The sequence below is a fragment of the Bradyrhizobium sp. AZCC 1678 genome, assembly GCF_036924765.1.
In the GTDB taxonomy this organism is placed as follows: Bacteria; Pseudomonadota; Alphaproteobacteria; order Rhizobiales; family Xanthobacteraceae; genus Bradyrhizobium; species Bradyrhizobium algeriense.
The window spans coordinates 671,089-683,889 of the sequence record NZ_JAZHSE010000001.1 but is presented as its reverse complement, the minus strand read 5'-3'; the positions used below and the strand labels follow the sequence as shown (position 1 = coordinate 683,889).

At 63.9% G+C, this 12,801-nt stretch carries 11 protein-coding genes; 7 read left to right on the top strand and 4 right to left on the bottom strand.

Going from position 1 to position 12,801, the window contains the following annotated elements; all coding sequences use genetic code 11:
* Positions 1 to 32: 32 nt before the first annotated feature.
* The gene (locus V1294_RS03270; protein WP_334487580.1) at positions 33 to 554 is read right to left on the bottom strand and encodes a DUF2244 domain-containing protein; all 522 of its coding nucleotides are present in this window, start codon (positions 552 to 554) and stop codon (positions 33 to 35) included.
* Between the two features lie 22 nt (positions 555 to 576).
* Between V1294_RS03270 and nth the strand changes: the two genes are divergently transcribed.
* From nth to V1294_RS03255, 3 genes are all read left to right on the top strand, one after another.
* A complete protein-coding gene (gene nth / locus V1294_RS03265; protein WP_334504474.1) occupies positions 577 to 1,338 on the top strand; it encodes an endonuclease III in 762 nt (253 codons plus the stop codon).
* A gap of 67 nt (positions 1,339 to 1,405) precedes the next feature.
* Complete coding sequence (locus V1294_RS03260) at positions 1,406 to 2,557, top strand: HlyD family secretion protein (protein WP_334495123.1); 1,152 nt, start codon at positions 1,406 to 1,408, stop codon at positions 2,555 to 2,557.
* Complete coding sequence (locus V1294_RS03255; protein ID WP_334495121.1) at positions 2,544 to 4,172, top strand: MFS transporter; 1,629 nt, start codon at positions 2,544 to 2,546, stop codon at positions 4,170 to 4,172. Before V1294_RS03260 ends, V1294_RS03255 begins: the two co-directional genes overlap by 14 nt.
* 10 nt (positions 4,173 to 4,182) lie before the next feature.
* Here V1294_RS03255 and V1294_RS03250 read toward each other — a convergent pair whose 3' ends face one another.
* Positions 4,183 to 4,935 (bottom strand): sulfate transporter family protein, encoded by a 753-nt coding sequence (locus V1294_RS03250; protein WP_334487571.1) that lies wholly within the window; start codon positions 4,933 to 4,935, stop codon positions 4,183 to 4,185.
* A gap of 200 nt (positions 4,936 to 5,135) precedes the next feature.
* On the opposite strand from V1294_RS03250, the gene V1294_RS03245 reads away from it, so the two are divergent.
* On the top strand, positions 5,136 to 6,305 hold the full coding sequence (locus tag V1294_RS03245) for a CaiB/BaiF CoA transferase family protein (protein WP_334495118.1): 1,170 nt from the start codon (positions 5,136 to 5,138) through the stop codon (positions 6,303 to 6,305).
* Between the two features lie 7 nt (positions 6,306 to 6,312).
* Positions 6,313 to 7,260: a hydroxymethylglutaryl-CoA lyase gene (locus V1294_RS03240; RefSeq protein ID WP_334495117.1), complete on the top strand. Its 948-nt coding sequence runs from the start codon at positions 6,313 to 6,315 to the stop codon at positions 7,258 to 7,260.
* 2 nt (positions 7,261 to 7,262) lie between these two features.
* Here the strand turns inward: V1294_RS03240 and V1294_RS03235 are convergent, their stop codons facing one another.
* Complete coding sequence (locus V1294_RS03235; protein ID WP_334495115.1) at positions 7,263 to 9,650, bottom strand: heavy metal translocating P-type ATPase; 2,388 nt, start codon at positions 9,648 to 9,650, stop codon at positions 7,263 to 7,265.
* A 49-nt stretch (positions 9,651 to 9,699) separates the two neighbouring features.
* Between V1294_RS03235 and V1294_RS03230 the strand changes: the two genes are divergently transcribed.
* Positions 9,700 to 9,975 carry a metal-sensitive transcriptional regulator gene (locus V1294_RS03230; protein ID WP_108512737.1) on the top strand — a complete coding sequence of 92 codons (276 nt, stop codon included), beginning with the start codon at positions 9,700 to 9,702 and terminating at the stop codon, positions 9,973 to 9,975.
* A gap of 27 nt (positions 9,976 to 10,002) precedes the next feature.
* Here V1294_RS03230 and nikR read toward each other — a convergent pair whose 3' ends face one another.
* On the bottom strand, positions 10,003 to 10,449 hold the full coding sequence (gene nikR, locus V1294_RS03225) for a nickel-responsive transcriptional regulator NikR (protein WP_334495113.1): 447 nt from the start codon (positions 10,447 to 10,449) through the stop codon (positions 10,003 to 10,005).
* Between the two features lie 124 nt (positions 10,450 to 10,573).
* Between nikR and V1294_RS03220 the strand changes: the two genes are divergently transcribed.
* Positions 10,574 to 12,784, top strand: a complete 2,211-nt coding sequence (locus V1294_RS03220; RefSeq protein WP_334495110.1) for a TonB-dependent receptor — start codon at positions 10,574 to 10,576, stop codon at positions 12,782 to 12,784.
* Positions 12,785 to 12,801 lie beyond the last annotated feature (17 nt).

Genomic DNA, 12,801 nt, shown 5'->3' with positions numbered 1-12,801 from the left:
GCGGCTCAAACCACCCGATTTCTGACAACTACCTACGCGACCGGATTGTATGTGATACCGCGCTTGGCGGTCTGCAACGCAGCCAGTAAGGCTTTGGCAAAGCTAGCTTTTTCGTCTGGTCCGAGGAAATAGCCGACCGAAACCCGGCGGCCGCGGGAGACCAGATAAAGCCGCTCGATGCCGAATTCGGGGTCGCCGGTCTGTTCGAGCTGGACCCAGAGCGGATTGAACGACCATTCGATCAGACGGCCGCGATGGCTGACCCGTCGCACGCGTAATTCCGATGGCGTCACCACGATATCCTCGGTGGCGTCAGCGCTGCGGAAATTGATCCGGAACGCCCAGTAGATCACCAGTACATCGAGGCCGAAAAACCCCAACACCGGCCACGCGCCCATCAGGCAGAACGCGACGCCGGCGACAAAGCTGACGATGCCGATGAACGTCATCAGCACCAAAAAGCCGGTGCGGTTGAGCGAGCGATGCGGCGTCACCCGCGCCGAAAACAGCGTCGGCGGGTCAAGCGGGGGATCAAAGTCGTTGCCTGCGGTCATCGCGTATCAGTATATCCCGATCATGGCCAAAATCACCCGCTCTATCAGCGCAAAAAAATCGAGCGTTCCGTCGGTGCCGAAGAAAGTGGCAAAGAAGGCCGCCAAGGCGGTGCCGAAGCGTGTGGCGAAGCAGTCAGCCAAGCCGAAACCCTGGACGCCGGCCGAGATCCACGAGGCCTTCAGCCGATTTCGCAAAGCCAATCCGGAGCCGAAGGGCGAACTCGAACATCTCAATCCCTATACGCTGCTGGTGGCGGTCGTGCTGTCGGCGCAGGCTACCGACGCCGGCGTCAACAAGGCGACGCGCGCGCTGTTTGCGGTGGCCGATACGCCCGAGCGGATGCTAGAGCTCGGAGAAGAGAAAGTGCGCGAGTACATCAAGACCATCGGGCTCTATCGCAACAAGGCGAAGAACGTCATCGCGCTCTCGGAAAAACTGATCGCCGAATTCGGCGGTGAGGTGCCGCGCACCCGGGCCGAGATCGAGACGCTGCCCGGCGCCGGGCGCAAGACCGCCAATGTCGTGCTCAACATGGCCTATGGCGAGCACACCATGGCAGTGGATACGCATGTGTTCCGCGTCGGCAACCGCACCGGGCTGGCGCCCGGCAACAACGTGCTTGAGGTCGAGCTCGGGCTGGAGAAGGTGATCCCGTCGGAATTCATGCTGCACGCCCATCACTGGCTGATCCTGCACGGGCGCTACACATGTCTCGCCCGCAAGCCGCGCTGCGAGGTATGCCTGATCAACGATCTTTGCCGGTGGCCGGAGAAGACGGTCTGAGGCATGATCGTTGTCATGTCCTGAGGGTCTTAATCCGGCTCTCGGGAACGTAATTGAGGGCGTCGCTGTGAGTCAGCAGGATCAAACGAGTCCGCCACCCGCAAATCGGACCCCATCTCCGCCGCTCGCGCTAGCTCCGAAGCCGTCGCCGGCGGTAAGCGGCTTCTGGGGCCGCTTCACGATTCCATTGTTTGCGGTGCTGACGGCGTTGGTCTTTATCGCGCTGGCGACGGTGCGCTGGGATGCCTGGGTTGGCAGCGCCACGATCCAGACCACCAACGATGCCTATGTTCGTGCCGAGCTCACGCGGTTGAGCAGCCGGGTCGCCGGCGAGGTGATTACGGTCGCAGTGAAGGATTTCCAGCGCGTCAAGGCTGGCGATTTGCTGGTGCAGATCGATCCGGCCGATTACGCGGCTCAGGTCGCACAGGCCGAGGCCAGCGTCGCCGCCGCGCAGGCAGCCCTCGACAATCTGAGCAATCAGGTCGAACTGCAATACGCGACAATTGCACAGGCCGAAGCTCAGCTCGTATCCGCGGCCGCCCAGGAGGTCGAGGCGCGTCAGGAACAGGAGCGCCAGCAGTCGTTGTCGCAGACCGAATCCGGAACGCGGCAAAAGCTCGAACAGGCGACTGCGGCGTTTGCCAAGGCGCAGGCCGAGGTGCGTGCGAGCCGCGCCGTCATCGCCGCGCAACGTCATCAGCTCGAAGTATTGTCGGGCACCAAGAAGCAGCGTGCCGCCGACCTCGAGGGCGCCAAGGCGACGCTGGCCGCGGCCAAACTCAAGCTCGGCTACACCAAAATCGTGGCGCCGTTCGATGGCGTCACCGGCGAGCGGCAGGTGCAGCCGGGCGATTACGTCAATATCGGCACCAACCTCATCAACGTCGTGCCGCTGCCGAACGTCTATGTGATCGCCAATTACAAGGAAACGCAGTTGACCCAGGTCGAACCCGGTCAGCCCGTCGAGATCAGCGTCGACAGTTTCCCGAACGAAAAACTGCGCGGTCGCGTCGAGCGGATTGCGCCGGCGAGCGGTTCGCAATTCGCGTTGCTGCCGCCGGACAATGCCACCGGCAATTTCACCAAGGTGGTTCAGCGCGTCCCGGTCCGGATTCAGTTGGACAAGAACCAGCCGCTGCTGGAGCGCCTGCTGCCCGGGATGTCCGTCGTCACCCATATCAATACCGGCCAGGCGGGCACGGATGGCGGAAAATGACCTCGACCGCGGACCGGTTTCGCGCGGCGGGATCGCGCCGCGGCCGCTGTTCGCGGTCGGTGCGGTGCTGCTCGGCGCGTTTCTGGCGAACTTCGACAGCCGGCTGACGTCGGTAGGCCTGCCTGATCTGCGCGGCGCGTTCTCGCTCGGCTTCGACGAGGGCGCCTGGCTCTCTACCGCTGGCATCGGCTCGCAGATATTCGTCGCGCCGGCGGTGGCGTGGCTTGCGACCGTGTTCGGGATGCGCCGCGTGCTCGGCATTCCGAGCCTGGTCTATGCCCTGATCTCGCTGGTGATCCCGTTCGTGCACGATTACCTCACGCTGATCGCGCTCAGCATCGTGCATGGCATGCTGCTCGGCACCTTCGTGCCGGCGACGCTGATGATCATCTTGCGCAATTTGCCGATCAAATGGTGGCTGCCGGCGATCTCGATCTATTCGATCAGGGTCGGGTTCGCGCTCGACACCTCCACCTCGCTGGTCGGCTTCTATGTCGACCATCTGGGATGGCAGTGGCTGTACTGGCAGGGCGTGGTGATAGCGCCACTGATGGGCCTGATGATCTATCTCGGCACGCCCAGCGAACCTGTTAACCGCGACCTGCTGAGGCACGCTGATTGGGGCGGGATGCTGCTGCTCGGCACCTCCGTCTCGATGATCTATGCCGGTCTCGATCAGGGCAATCGTCTGGACTGGCTGGAATCGGGCACGGTGATGGCGCTGTTGCTCGCCGGGGCTGCGCTGTTCATCGCCTTTCTGATCAACGAGATGCTGGTTCGCCGACCCTGGGCGCACGTCAACGTGCTGTTCTCGCGCAATGTCGGGCTCTCGCTGGTCGTCATCCTGCTGTATACCTTGACCAGCCTCTCCAACTCGTCGCTTGTACCGAATTTTCTCAGCGTTGTGGGCCTGATGCGGCCCGAACAAAGCGGCGTTCTGCTCTTGACCTTCGGCGCCTTGCCCATGGTGGTGCTGGTGCCATTCTCGATCTTCCTGCTTCGGCATTTCGATGCGCGCGCCGTTGTGGTCCTCGGTTTTTCGGCGTTCGCTGCCGCCAATCTGTGGGGAACGCAACTGACCCATGACTGGGCACGCGGCGATTTCGTCGGCATCGTGATCCTGCAGTCGATCGGGCAGGCACTCATGCTGTTGCCGATCATCATCCTCGCGCTGTCCAATTCCGACCCGACCCGCGCGACGTCATTCGCCGCCTATATCCAGATCATGCGGCTCGGCGGCGCCGAGATCGGCGTGGCGCTGATGGGCACCTGGCTGCGCGTGCGCGAGCAGATCCATTCCAATTATCTCGGGCTGCACATCCAAAGCGGCAGCTTCGACGTGACGCGCCTGCTCAAGCAACTCGGGGACTATTTTGCCAGCCATGGCGTGGGCGCCGCCCCGGCGCGGGCGCTGGGGACGTTGTCGGCGCGGGTCCAGCGCGAAGCCAACGTGCTCGCTTATATCGACGGATTTTGGCTGTGCTTCTGGCTGGCGATGGCCGCGCTGTTCTTCGTCGCCCTGATCACCCGCGCGCCGCCGGGCCCCTTCACGCCGGCACCGTTCGGTTTCGCGAAAAATGTGTTGCGGAAATGCGGGGTGACCGCGTCGCAATGAGCGGCGCCGATCAGCGTGCCGATATTTCCTGCCGCCGCGCCGGCTCGATCAGTTCCGGCCGCGGGCCGGAGAGGCGCTTGTGCATGTGGACCATGAAGGCCATGCCGAACAATGGCGTCGCCAGGTTGACGATCGGGATCGAGACAAAAGCTGCGATGAACAGGCCCGCGGTGAACACGGTCGCCGCATTGTCCTTGCGCATCGCCTTGGCTTCAGCGGGCGAGCGGAAACGCATCGCCGCGAGTTCGAAATATTCGCGCCCCAACAGCCAGGCGGTGGCGATGAAGAAGATCAGGAAGCCCGCGCCGGCGAACAGCACAAAGGGCAGCGCGATCAGATAGACCAAAATGGTCAGCAGCGCCGTCTTGATGCCCTCGGGGATCGCGACGCCGAGCGGCAGCGCGTCGCCGGGGCGCTCCGCCGGATAATGCTCGCGCTCGACATGCTCGGCGACGTCGTCGACGAACACGCTCGCCACCAGCGAGGTCACCGCCGGCATCAGGAAAATGCCGCCGAGCACGACGCCGAGCCCGGCCGCGATCGAGATGATCCAGGAAAGGATGTTGAGCGACGTGTGGAAGCCCGGCCCCAGCATCGCTTCGGCCCAGCCCTCGCCGTATTCGGCGAACCAACTCAACCCGCGCTGCAAGCCGATGGCCAGCACCGTAATCAGCACCAGCGCCAGCCCGATCGAGCGCCACAGGATGGTGCGCATCGGCGGCGACAGGATCTGCGAAAGCGCCTTGACGGCGGCGTCCAACATGGCGGTTCAACCTCTCGTGAAAACCTTCGCGAGAGGTAGATATACGCGAGCCGTTCGACAAGTGCCGGTTTTGGCCCGGTCGTGGGGCGGCGCCGGCGTTATGCGGCAGCGAATGGCAGCGTCTGACAGATTGTGCCTTCCCAAGGGTCGTCGAAGGCCTAGGTTGAGCGTCAAAAGACGGCTACGGAGAGAGACACACGATGACCGGAACGGGATTGCCGCTTGACGGCGTGAGGGTCGTCGAGATGACCCATATGGTGATGGGCCCGACCTGCGGCATGATCCTCGCGCAACTGGGCGCTGAGGTCATCAAGGTCGAGCCGCCGGTGGGCGACAAGACACGTTCTCTTGGCGGTATGGGAACCTCGTTCTTTCCGCTGTTCAACCGCGGCAAACGCAGCGTCGTGCTTGATTTAGCCAAGGCGGAGGATCTCGAAATCCTGCATCGGCTGCTCGAAAGCGCCGACGTGTTCGTGGAAAATTTTCGCGACGGCCGGCTCGAGAAACAGGGGCTCGGCACCAAGGAGTTGCGCCGCAGACACCCGCATCTGATTGTCGCTGGTCACAAGGGTTTTCTCTCCGGTCCGTACGAGCATCGGCCGGCGCTGGACGAGGTCGTGCAGATGATGTCGGGGCTCGCCGCCATGACCGGGACGCGCGAGAAGCCGCAACGCATCGGCTCCTCCGCCAACGACATCATGGGCGGCATGTTCGGCGCGATTGCGATTCTCGCCGCGCTTTACGAGAAGCGGGGCGGCAAGAGGGACGGCGCCGACATCCGCATCGGCCTGTTCGAGAACTGCCTGTTCCTGGTCGCGCAACACATGGTCGAATATGAGATGACCGGCAGGAAGCCGCGCTCGATGCCGGAGCGCGAGCACGCCTGGCCGATCTACGACATCTTCGACACAGCGGACGGCGAGCGCATCTTCATCGGCGTCGTCACCGAGGGCCATTGGTGGAGTTTCTGCCGCGAGTTCGGACTGCAGGAATTTGCCGACGACCCGAGCCTGCGCAACACCACAGACCGCATTCTGGCGCGTGGGAGAATCATTCCGCGCGTTGCCGAAGTGATCAAAGGCTGGAAGATCGCTGATCTGTCGGCAAAGCTCGATGCGTTGAATATCGCCTATTCGCCGATCAACCGCCCCGAGGATCTGCTGCAGGATCCGCATGTGCTGCGCCCCGGCGGCCTGGTGCAGAATTTCAATGCCGACGGCGCGCCGTTCCGCGTTCCGGCGTTGCCGGTAGAGTGGAACGGCGGCAATATCGGCGAAGGGCTGAAGGTGCCGGTGCTGGGCGCCGACACCGAAGCCGTTCGCGCTGAACTCGACAAGCAAGACCCGTCTTCCAAACACAACGCCGCATGAGGCTGCCATGACCTGTGTCCAGGAACTCTATCCCGACAGCAAAATCATCCTGCGCGAGGTGGGCCTGCGCGACGGCCTGCAGCTCGTGAAGGCATTTCCATCCACCTCCGCCAAACAGCGCTGGATGCGCGATGAATATGCCGCGGGCGTGCGGCACTTCGAGGTCGGCTCGTTCCTGCCGGCAAAGACCTTTCCGCAATTCGCCGACGTGCGCGACATCATCGGGACCGTGGCCTCCCTGCCGGGCGCCTACGGCATCGCGCTGACGCTGAACGAGCGTGGGGTCAACGAGGCGCTGGCCTCCGGCGTCGCCGAAGTGGCGACGGTGGTCTCGGCCACGGAAGAGCACAGCCAGGCCAATGCCAACCGCTCGCGCGAGTCGGCGATTGGCAACGTCAGGCGGCTTTGTGAGCTGCGCGACGCCAGCGCGCACAAGCCGGTGGTGAACTCCGCGATTTCGATGGCGTTGGGCTGTTCGATCGTCGGGGCCGTGGATCCCAAAGAAGTGCTGCGGCTGACGGAAAAGCTGTTCGAGGCCGGCGTCGACATGGTCGCGATTGCCGACACGGTTGGTTATGCCGGGCCGAAGCAGGTCGGTGAACTGACGGCGGCTGCGGTGAAGATCGCAGGCTCAAAGCCGATCTGCATTCACCTGCACGACACAAGAGGGATGGGCATCGCCAACGCCTCGGCCGCGCTCGATGCCGGCGCGCGCGTGCTGGATGGATCGCTGGGCGGCCTCGGCGGTTGCCCGTTCGCGCCGGGCGCCACCGGGAATGTGGTGTTCGAGGACCTGGTGTTCCTGTGCGAGAGCAAGGGATTCAAGACCGGGATTGATATCGAGAAGCTGGTCGCGGTGCGCGCGATCCTGAAATCGGAAATGCCGGGCGAGGCGCTGTATGGCGGACTGGCGCGCGCAGGCTTGCCGCGCGGGACGGCGGCGAGGGCGGCGTGAACTTACAGCCGCGTCATCCTTAGCCGTAACGCATTGCCGACGACGCTCACCGAAGACAGCGCCATCGCCGCGGCGGCGATGATCGGCGACAGCAGCAGGCCGAACGCGGGATAAAGAATGCCCGCGGCGATCGGGATGCCGGCGGCGTTGTAGATGAAGGCGAAGAACAGATTCTGCCGGATATTACTCATCGTCGCCTGAGAGAGCCGCCGGGCGCGGACGATGCCGACCAGATCGCCCTTCAGCAGCGTGATGCCGGCGCTCTCCATCGCAACATCGGTGCCGGTGCCCATGGCGATGCCGACTTCGGCGGCGGCGAGCGCCGGCGCATCGTTGACGCCGTCGCCGGCCATCGCGACGACCTTTCCGGCCTTCTGGAGCTTGGCCACGACAGCGCTCTTCTGGTCGGGCAGCACCTCCGCCTCGACATCGGCGATGCCGAGGCTCCGCGCGACGGCATTCGCCGTGGTCCTGTTGTCGCCCGTGAGCATGATGACCTTGATGCCATCAGCCGCCAGCGCCTTCAGCGCGTCCGGCGTCGACGCTTTCACGGGGTCGGCGATGGCAAACAATCCCGCAAGTTTGCCGTCGACCGCCATGTTGATCACGGTCGCGCCGTCGCCGCGCAGACGTTCGCCCTTATCGTTCAATGACTGTGCGTCGATGCCAAGCGACTGCAGGAAGTTCGCATTGCCAAGCACGATCGCCTTGCCGTCGACCTTGCCGGTGGCGCCCTTGCCGGTCGGCGAGTGGAACTCTTCCACCTTGCCTAAATCGAGATTGCGCTCTTTGGCCGTCCGTACGATGGCGTCAGCCAGCGGATGTTCGCTGGCGCGCTCGACGGTCGCGGCCAGCCGCAGAATGCCGGCTTCCTCAAATCCGTCTGCCGGTACGATGGCGACCACCTTCGGCTTGCCCTCGGTCAGCGTTCCCGTCTTGTCGACCACCAGCGTGTCGACCTTCTCCATGCGCTCGAGCGCTTCGGCGTTCCTGATCAGCACGCCGGCCTGTGCGCCGTGCCCGACGCCGACCATGATCGACATCGGCGTAGCCAAGCCGAGTGCGCAGGGACAGGCGATGATGAGCACGCTGACGGCGGCGACCAGGCCGAACGCCATGCGTGGCTCCGGCCCGAACCAGGCCCAGGCGCCGAACGCGAGCAGCGCGACGAGGATGACGATAGGCACGAACCAGCCGGAAACCTGATCGGCCAGCCGCTGGATCGGCGCGCGGGAACGCTGCGCATCCGCCACCATCTTGACGATCTGGGAAAGCAGCGTGTCGCGCCCGACTTTTTCGGCGCGCATGACGAAGCCGCCGGACTGGTTGAGCGTACCTGCGATCACCTTGCCGCCCGGCTCCTTGGTGACTGGCATGGATTCGCCGGTCACCAGCGATTCGTCGAGCGAGGAGCGGCCCTCGAGGATGACGCCGTCGACTGGCACCTTTTCGCCCGGTCGGACGCGCAGATGATCGCCAACTGCAAGCGTATCGATTTCCACCTCGTGATCGGCGCCGTCATCGCCGATCCGGCGCGCGGTTTTCGGCGCGAGCTGCAGCAGCGCCTTGATCGCGCCTGATGTCGCCTCGCGCGCGCGAAGTTCGAGCACCTGGCCGAGCAGCACGAGGACGGTGATGACAGCCGCGGATTCGAAATAGACAGCGACCGCGCCGCCATGGCCGCGGAAGGTCGACGGGAAGATTCCGGGCGCGACGGTGCCGATGACGCTGTAGACATAGGCCACGCCGGTGCCGACAGCGATCAGCGTGAACATGTTGAGATGGCGCGTGACGAGCGATTGCCAGCCGCGCACGAAGAACGGCCAGCCGGCCCAGAGCACCACGGGCGTGGCAAACGCGAACTGGATCCAGTTCGACAGCGTCGGATCGAGGAAGCCATGGCCGCCGACGAGGTGCCCGCCCATTTCCAGGACGACGGCCGGCAGCGCGAGCACGAGGCCGATCCAGAAGCGGCGCGTCATGTCGGCGAGTTCCGGATTGGGCGGCGCATCGAGGCTCGCGACCTCCGGCTCCAGCGCCATGCCGCAGATCGGGCAGCTTCCGGGGCCGACCTGGCGGATCTCGGGATGCATCGGGCAGGTGTAGATGGCGCCTTCCGGCACCGCGGCCTTCGGCCTGCTGCCCTCTTCCAGATAGGAGACGGGATCGGCGGCGAATTTGGTACGGCAGCCGGCCGAGCAGAAATGGAAGGTCTCGCCGCGGTAGTCGAAGCGGTGCTTGCTGGTCGCGGGGTCGACGCTCATGCCGCAGACGGGATCGCGGACGGTTGCAGCGGTGTGGGTGTGATGATCGTGCTGGCTGTGACTGGCGTGGTCGCAGCAGGCGCTCTTTGACGCGCCGTTTCGCTCGGCGTTTTCATTCGTGTTCATCATCCGCTCGGTCCTTGAAACCTATACCCTGTAGGGGTATATAGGCCGCATGCGAAAAGACATCAAGGCTTCCTGCCAAAAGCGCCTCAGCCGGATCGAGGGCCAGGTCCGCGGTCTGTCCAAGATGGTCGAGGAGGATCGCTACTGCATCGACATCGTCACGCAGATATCAGCCGTGCGGGCCGCGCTGCGGCGTGTCGAGGAAGAGGTCTTGCGGGATCATGTGTCGCATTGCGTCGAGCACGCGATCACCAGCGGCAACAAGGCCGATCAGCGGGAAAAGATCGCGGAGCTGATGGCCGTGATCGGCCGTTCAGACAGGTAATCCGGGCTACGCCTTCTTGCCTCCACGCTAGTCGTGGCCGTGCTTGCGCTTGCGCGCCTTCGGTTTCTTGTCGGATGCCGTCGGGATCATCACCACGCGGCCGTAGCGCACGCCGCGCTCGGCGATGATGTGGTCGGCAAAGTGCCGGACCTCGCCGCTCCCTCCCTTCAGCGCCGTCACCTCCATGCAGGAGTCGTCGTCGAGATGGACATGGAGCGTCGCCAGCGACAGATCGTGGCGGCCGTGGAAATTCTGCACCAGTCGTTTCGACAGGTCGCGCGCGGCGTGATCGTAGACATAGACCAGCGCGGCGACGCATTGGCCTGAAGGAGTTGCGTCCTCGGCGCTTTGCTGCAGTCCGGCGCGGGCGAGATCGCGGATGATCTCGGAGCGGTTTTGATAGCCGCGGGCTTCCGCCGCCGCATCGATCTCGGCGAGCAGATCGTCTTCAATGGTGATGGTGATCCGTTGCATCCTGATTTCCGTGTTGGTCCCGGTATGATATTTCTATTGTATCGTCATACTGTCCTTGCTAGCGAATGTCGGGTTGGGTATGGTGCAGTCGCTCTCAGACTTGTAGCAGTAAACATGCGGGGGCATGGCGGTGCGCAGGGTCTTGTTGCGGATATTTTCCGCTACGGCTTCTTCTGCCGTTCTGATGCTCCCCGCCGAGGGGCAGGAGTGGACGGCGTCTCAGCCTGACCAGCTTCCACCGGTGACCATCACGGCTCCCAACGCAACGCCGCCCAAGCGGATCGCTCGGCCAAAACAGCCGCAAAATCGTGGTGCGCGGAGCAGAACCGCCGTTCGCTCGAACCAGCCGGTCACCGCGGGCGCAGGCGGCGTCACGCCCGGCACTTCATCCGATGGCGCCGCCGCCCTGCAGCCCACCGCCGCCAGCGCGATAAGCTTTACCGGCGAACAGGTGAACGCAGTGCCATTCGTGCGTGTCGGCGAGGCGCTGGAAGTCGTGCCCGGCCTGATCGTCACCCAGCATTCCGGAGAAGGTAAAGCCAATCAGTATTTCCTGCGCGGCTTCAACCTTGACCACGGCACCGATCTCTCCATCAAGGTCGACGGCATGCCCGTCAACATGCCAACTCATGGCCACGGGCAGGGCTACGCCGATATCAACTTCCTGATCCCTGAGCTGATTCAATCGGTGAATGTCCGCAAGGGTCCGTACTACGCCGATGTGGGCGATTTCAGCTCCGCCGGGTCCGTCGCGATCGACTACCTTAACAAGCTGCCGAAAAATCTAGCCGAGGTCACATTTGGCAGCTTCGGTCACCGGCGCGGCGTGGCGGCGGGATCGACCGCGGTCGGCGCGGGCACGATGCTCGCGGCGGTCGAGAGCATCAAATACGATGGGCCGTGGGACGTTCCGGACAATGTGCGGAAAATGAACGGCGTGCTGCGCTACAGCCAGGGCACCGCGACCGATGGGCTCACGCTGACCGCGATGGCTTATTCCAACGGCTGGAATTCGACCGACCAGGTGGCGCAGCGCGCCATCGATCAGGGCATCATCGGCCGCTTCGGCTCGCTTGATCCCACCGATGGCGGGACGGCCAGCCGCTTCAGCCTGTCCGGCAATTGGGCGCAATCGAGCGAGTACGGCCAGAGCAAGGTCAACGCCTACGTCGTGCGCTCCGACCTGCAGCTCTTCAACAACTTCACTTACTTCCTCGATAATCCCGTCAATGGCGACCAGTTCAACCAGCTCGATCGCCGCACCCTTGGTGGCTTCGACGCACGGCATGCCTTCGATTGGCGGTTTGGCGGCTTCGAGACGCAAACCCGCGTCGGAATGCAAAGCCGCTACGACGACATCCATGTCGGTCTGTTCAAGACGGAGCAGCGTGCGGTGCTTTCGACCGTGCGCGAGGACCGCGTGCAGGAAGGCAATGTCGGCATCTGGGCCGACACAACGACGCGCTGGAACGACTGGCTGCGCACCACTGTTGGCATCCGCGAGGACGTTTTCGCCGGCCGCGTCCTCAGCGACACGCCGGAAAATTCAGGCAATGCCCAGGCGACGATAACGAGCCCGAAAGCCGGCATCGTGCTTGGCCCCTGGTACAAGACTGAGTTCTACGGCAATGCCGGCTACGGCCTGCACAGCAATGACATCCGCGGCGCGACGATCACGGTCGATCCGATCGACAAGGTGACGCCGCAGGATCGCGTGCCGCTATTGGTGCGATCGAAGGGCGCCGAGCTTGGCTTCCGCACGAAAGCGATCGAGGGACTCACAAGCTCGGTCGCTGTCTTTGTGCTCGATTTCGACTCCGAACTGCTGTTCGTGGGCGACGCCGGCACCACTGAGGCCAGCCGGCCGAGCCGCCGGGTTGGCGTGGAGTGGGTGAACCAATACAAGCCGAAGCCGTGGCTATCATTCGATCTGGACGTTGCCTATACCCGCGCGCGCTTCACCGATTTCGATGCCGCCGGCAATTTCATCCCGGGCGCGCCGGCGTGGATCGCGAGCGGCGCAATCACCTTGGGCAGCGAGACTGGTTGGTTTGGTGCATTGAAGGCGCGCTATTTCGGCCCGCGTCCGCTGATTGAGGACGATAGCGTCCGTTCGCTGGCGTCGCTGATCTTCAACGCACGAGCCGGCTACCGCTTCGACAATGGTTTAAAACTGCAGCTCGACGTGCTCAATCTCTTCAACGCGCGGACCAACCAGATCGAGTATTACTATCTGTCGCGGTTGCCGGGCGAACCGATCGGCGGCGTCGCGGACCGGCATGTGCATCCGGCCGAGCCGCTGGCGGTGCGGCTGACGCTGGCGGGGAGGTTTTAGGGAACGGGCTACGAATT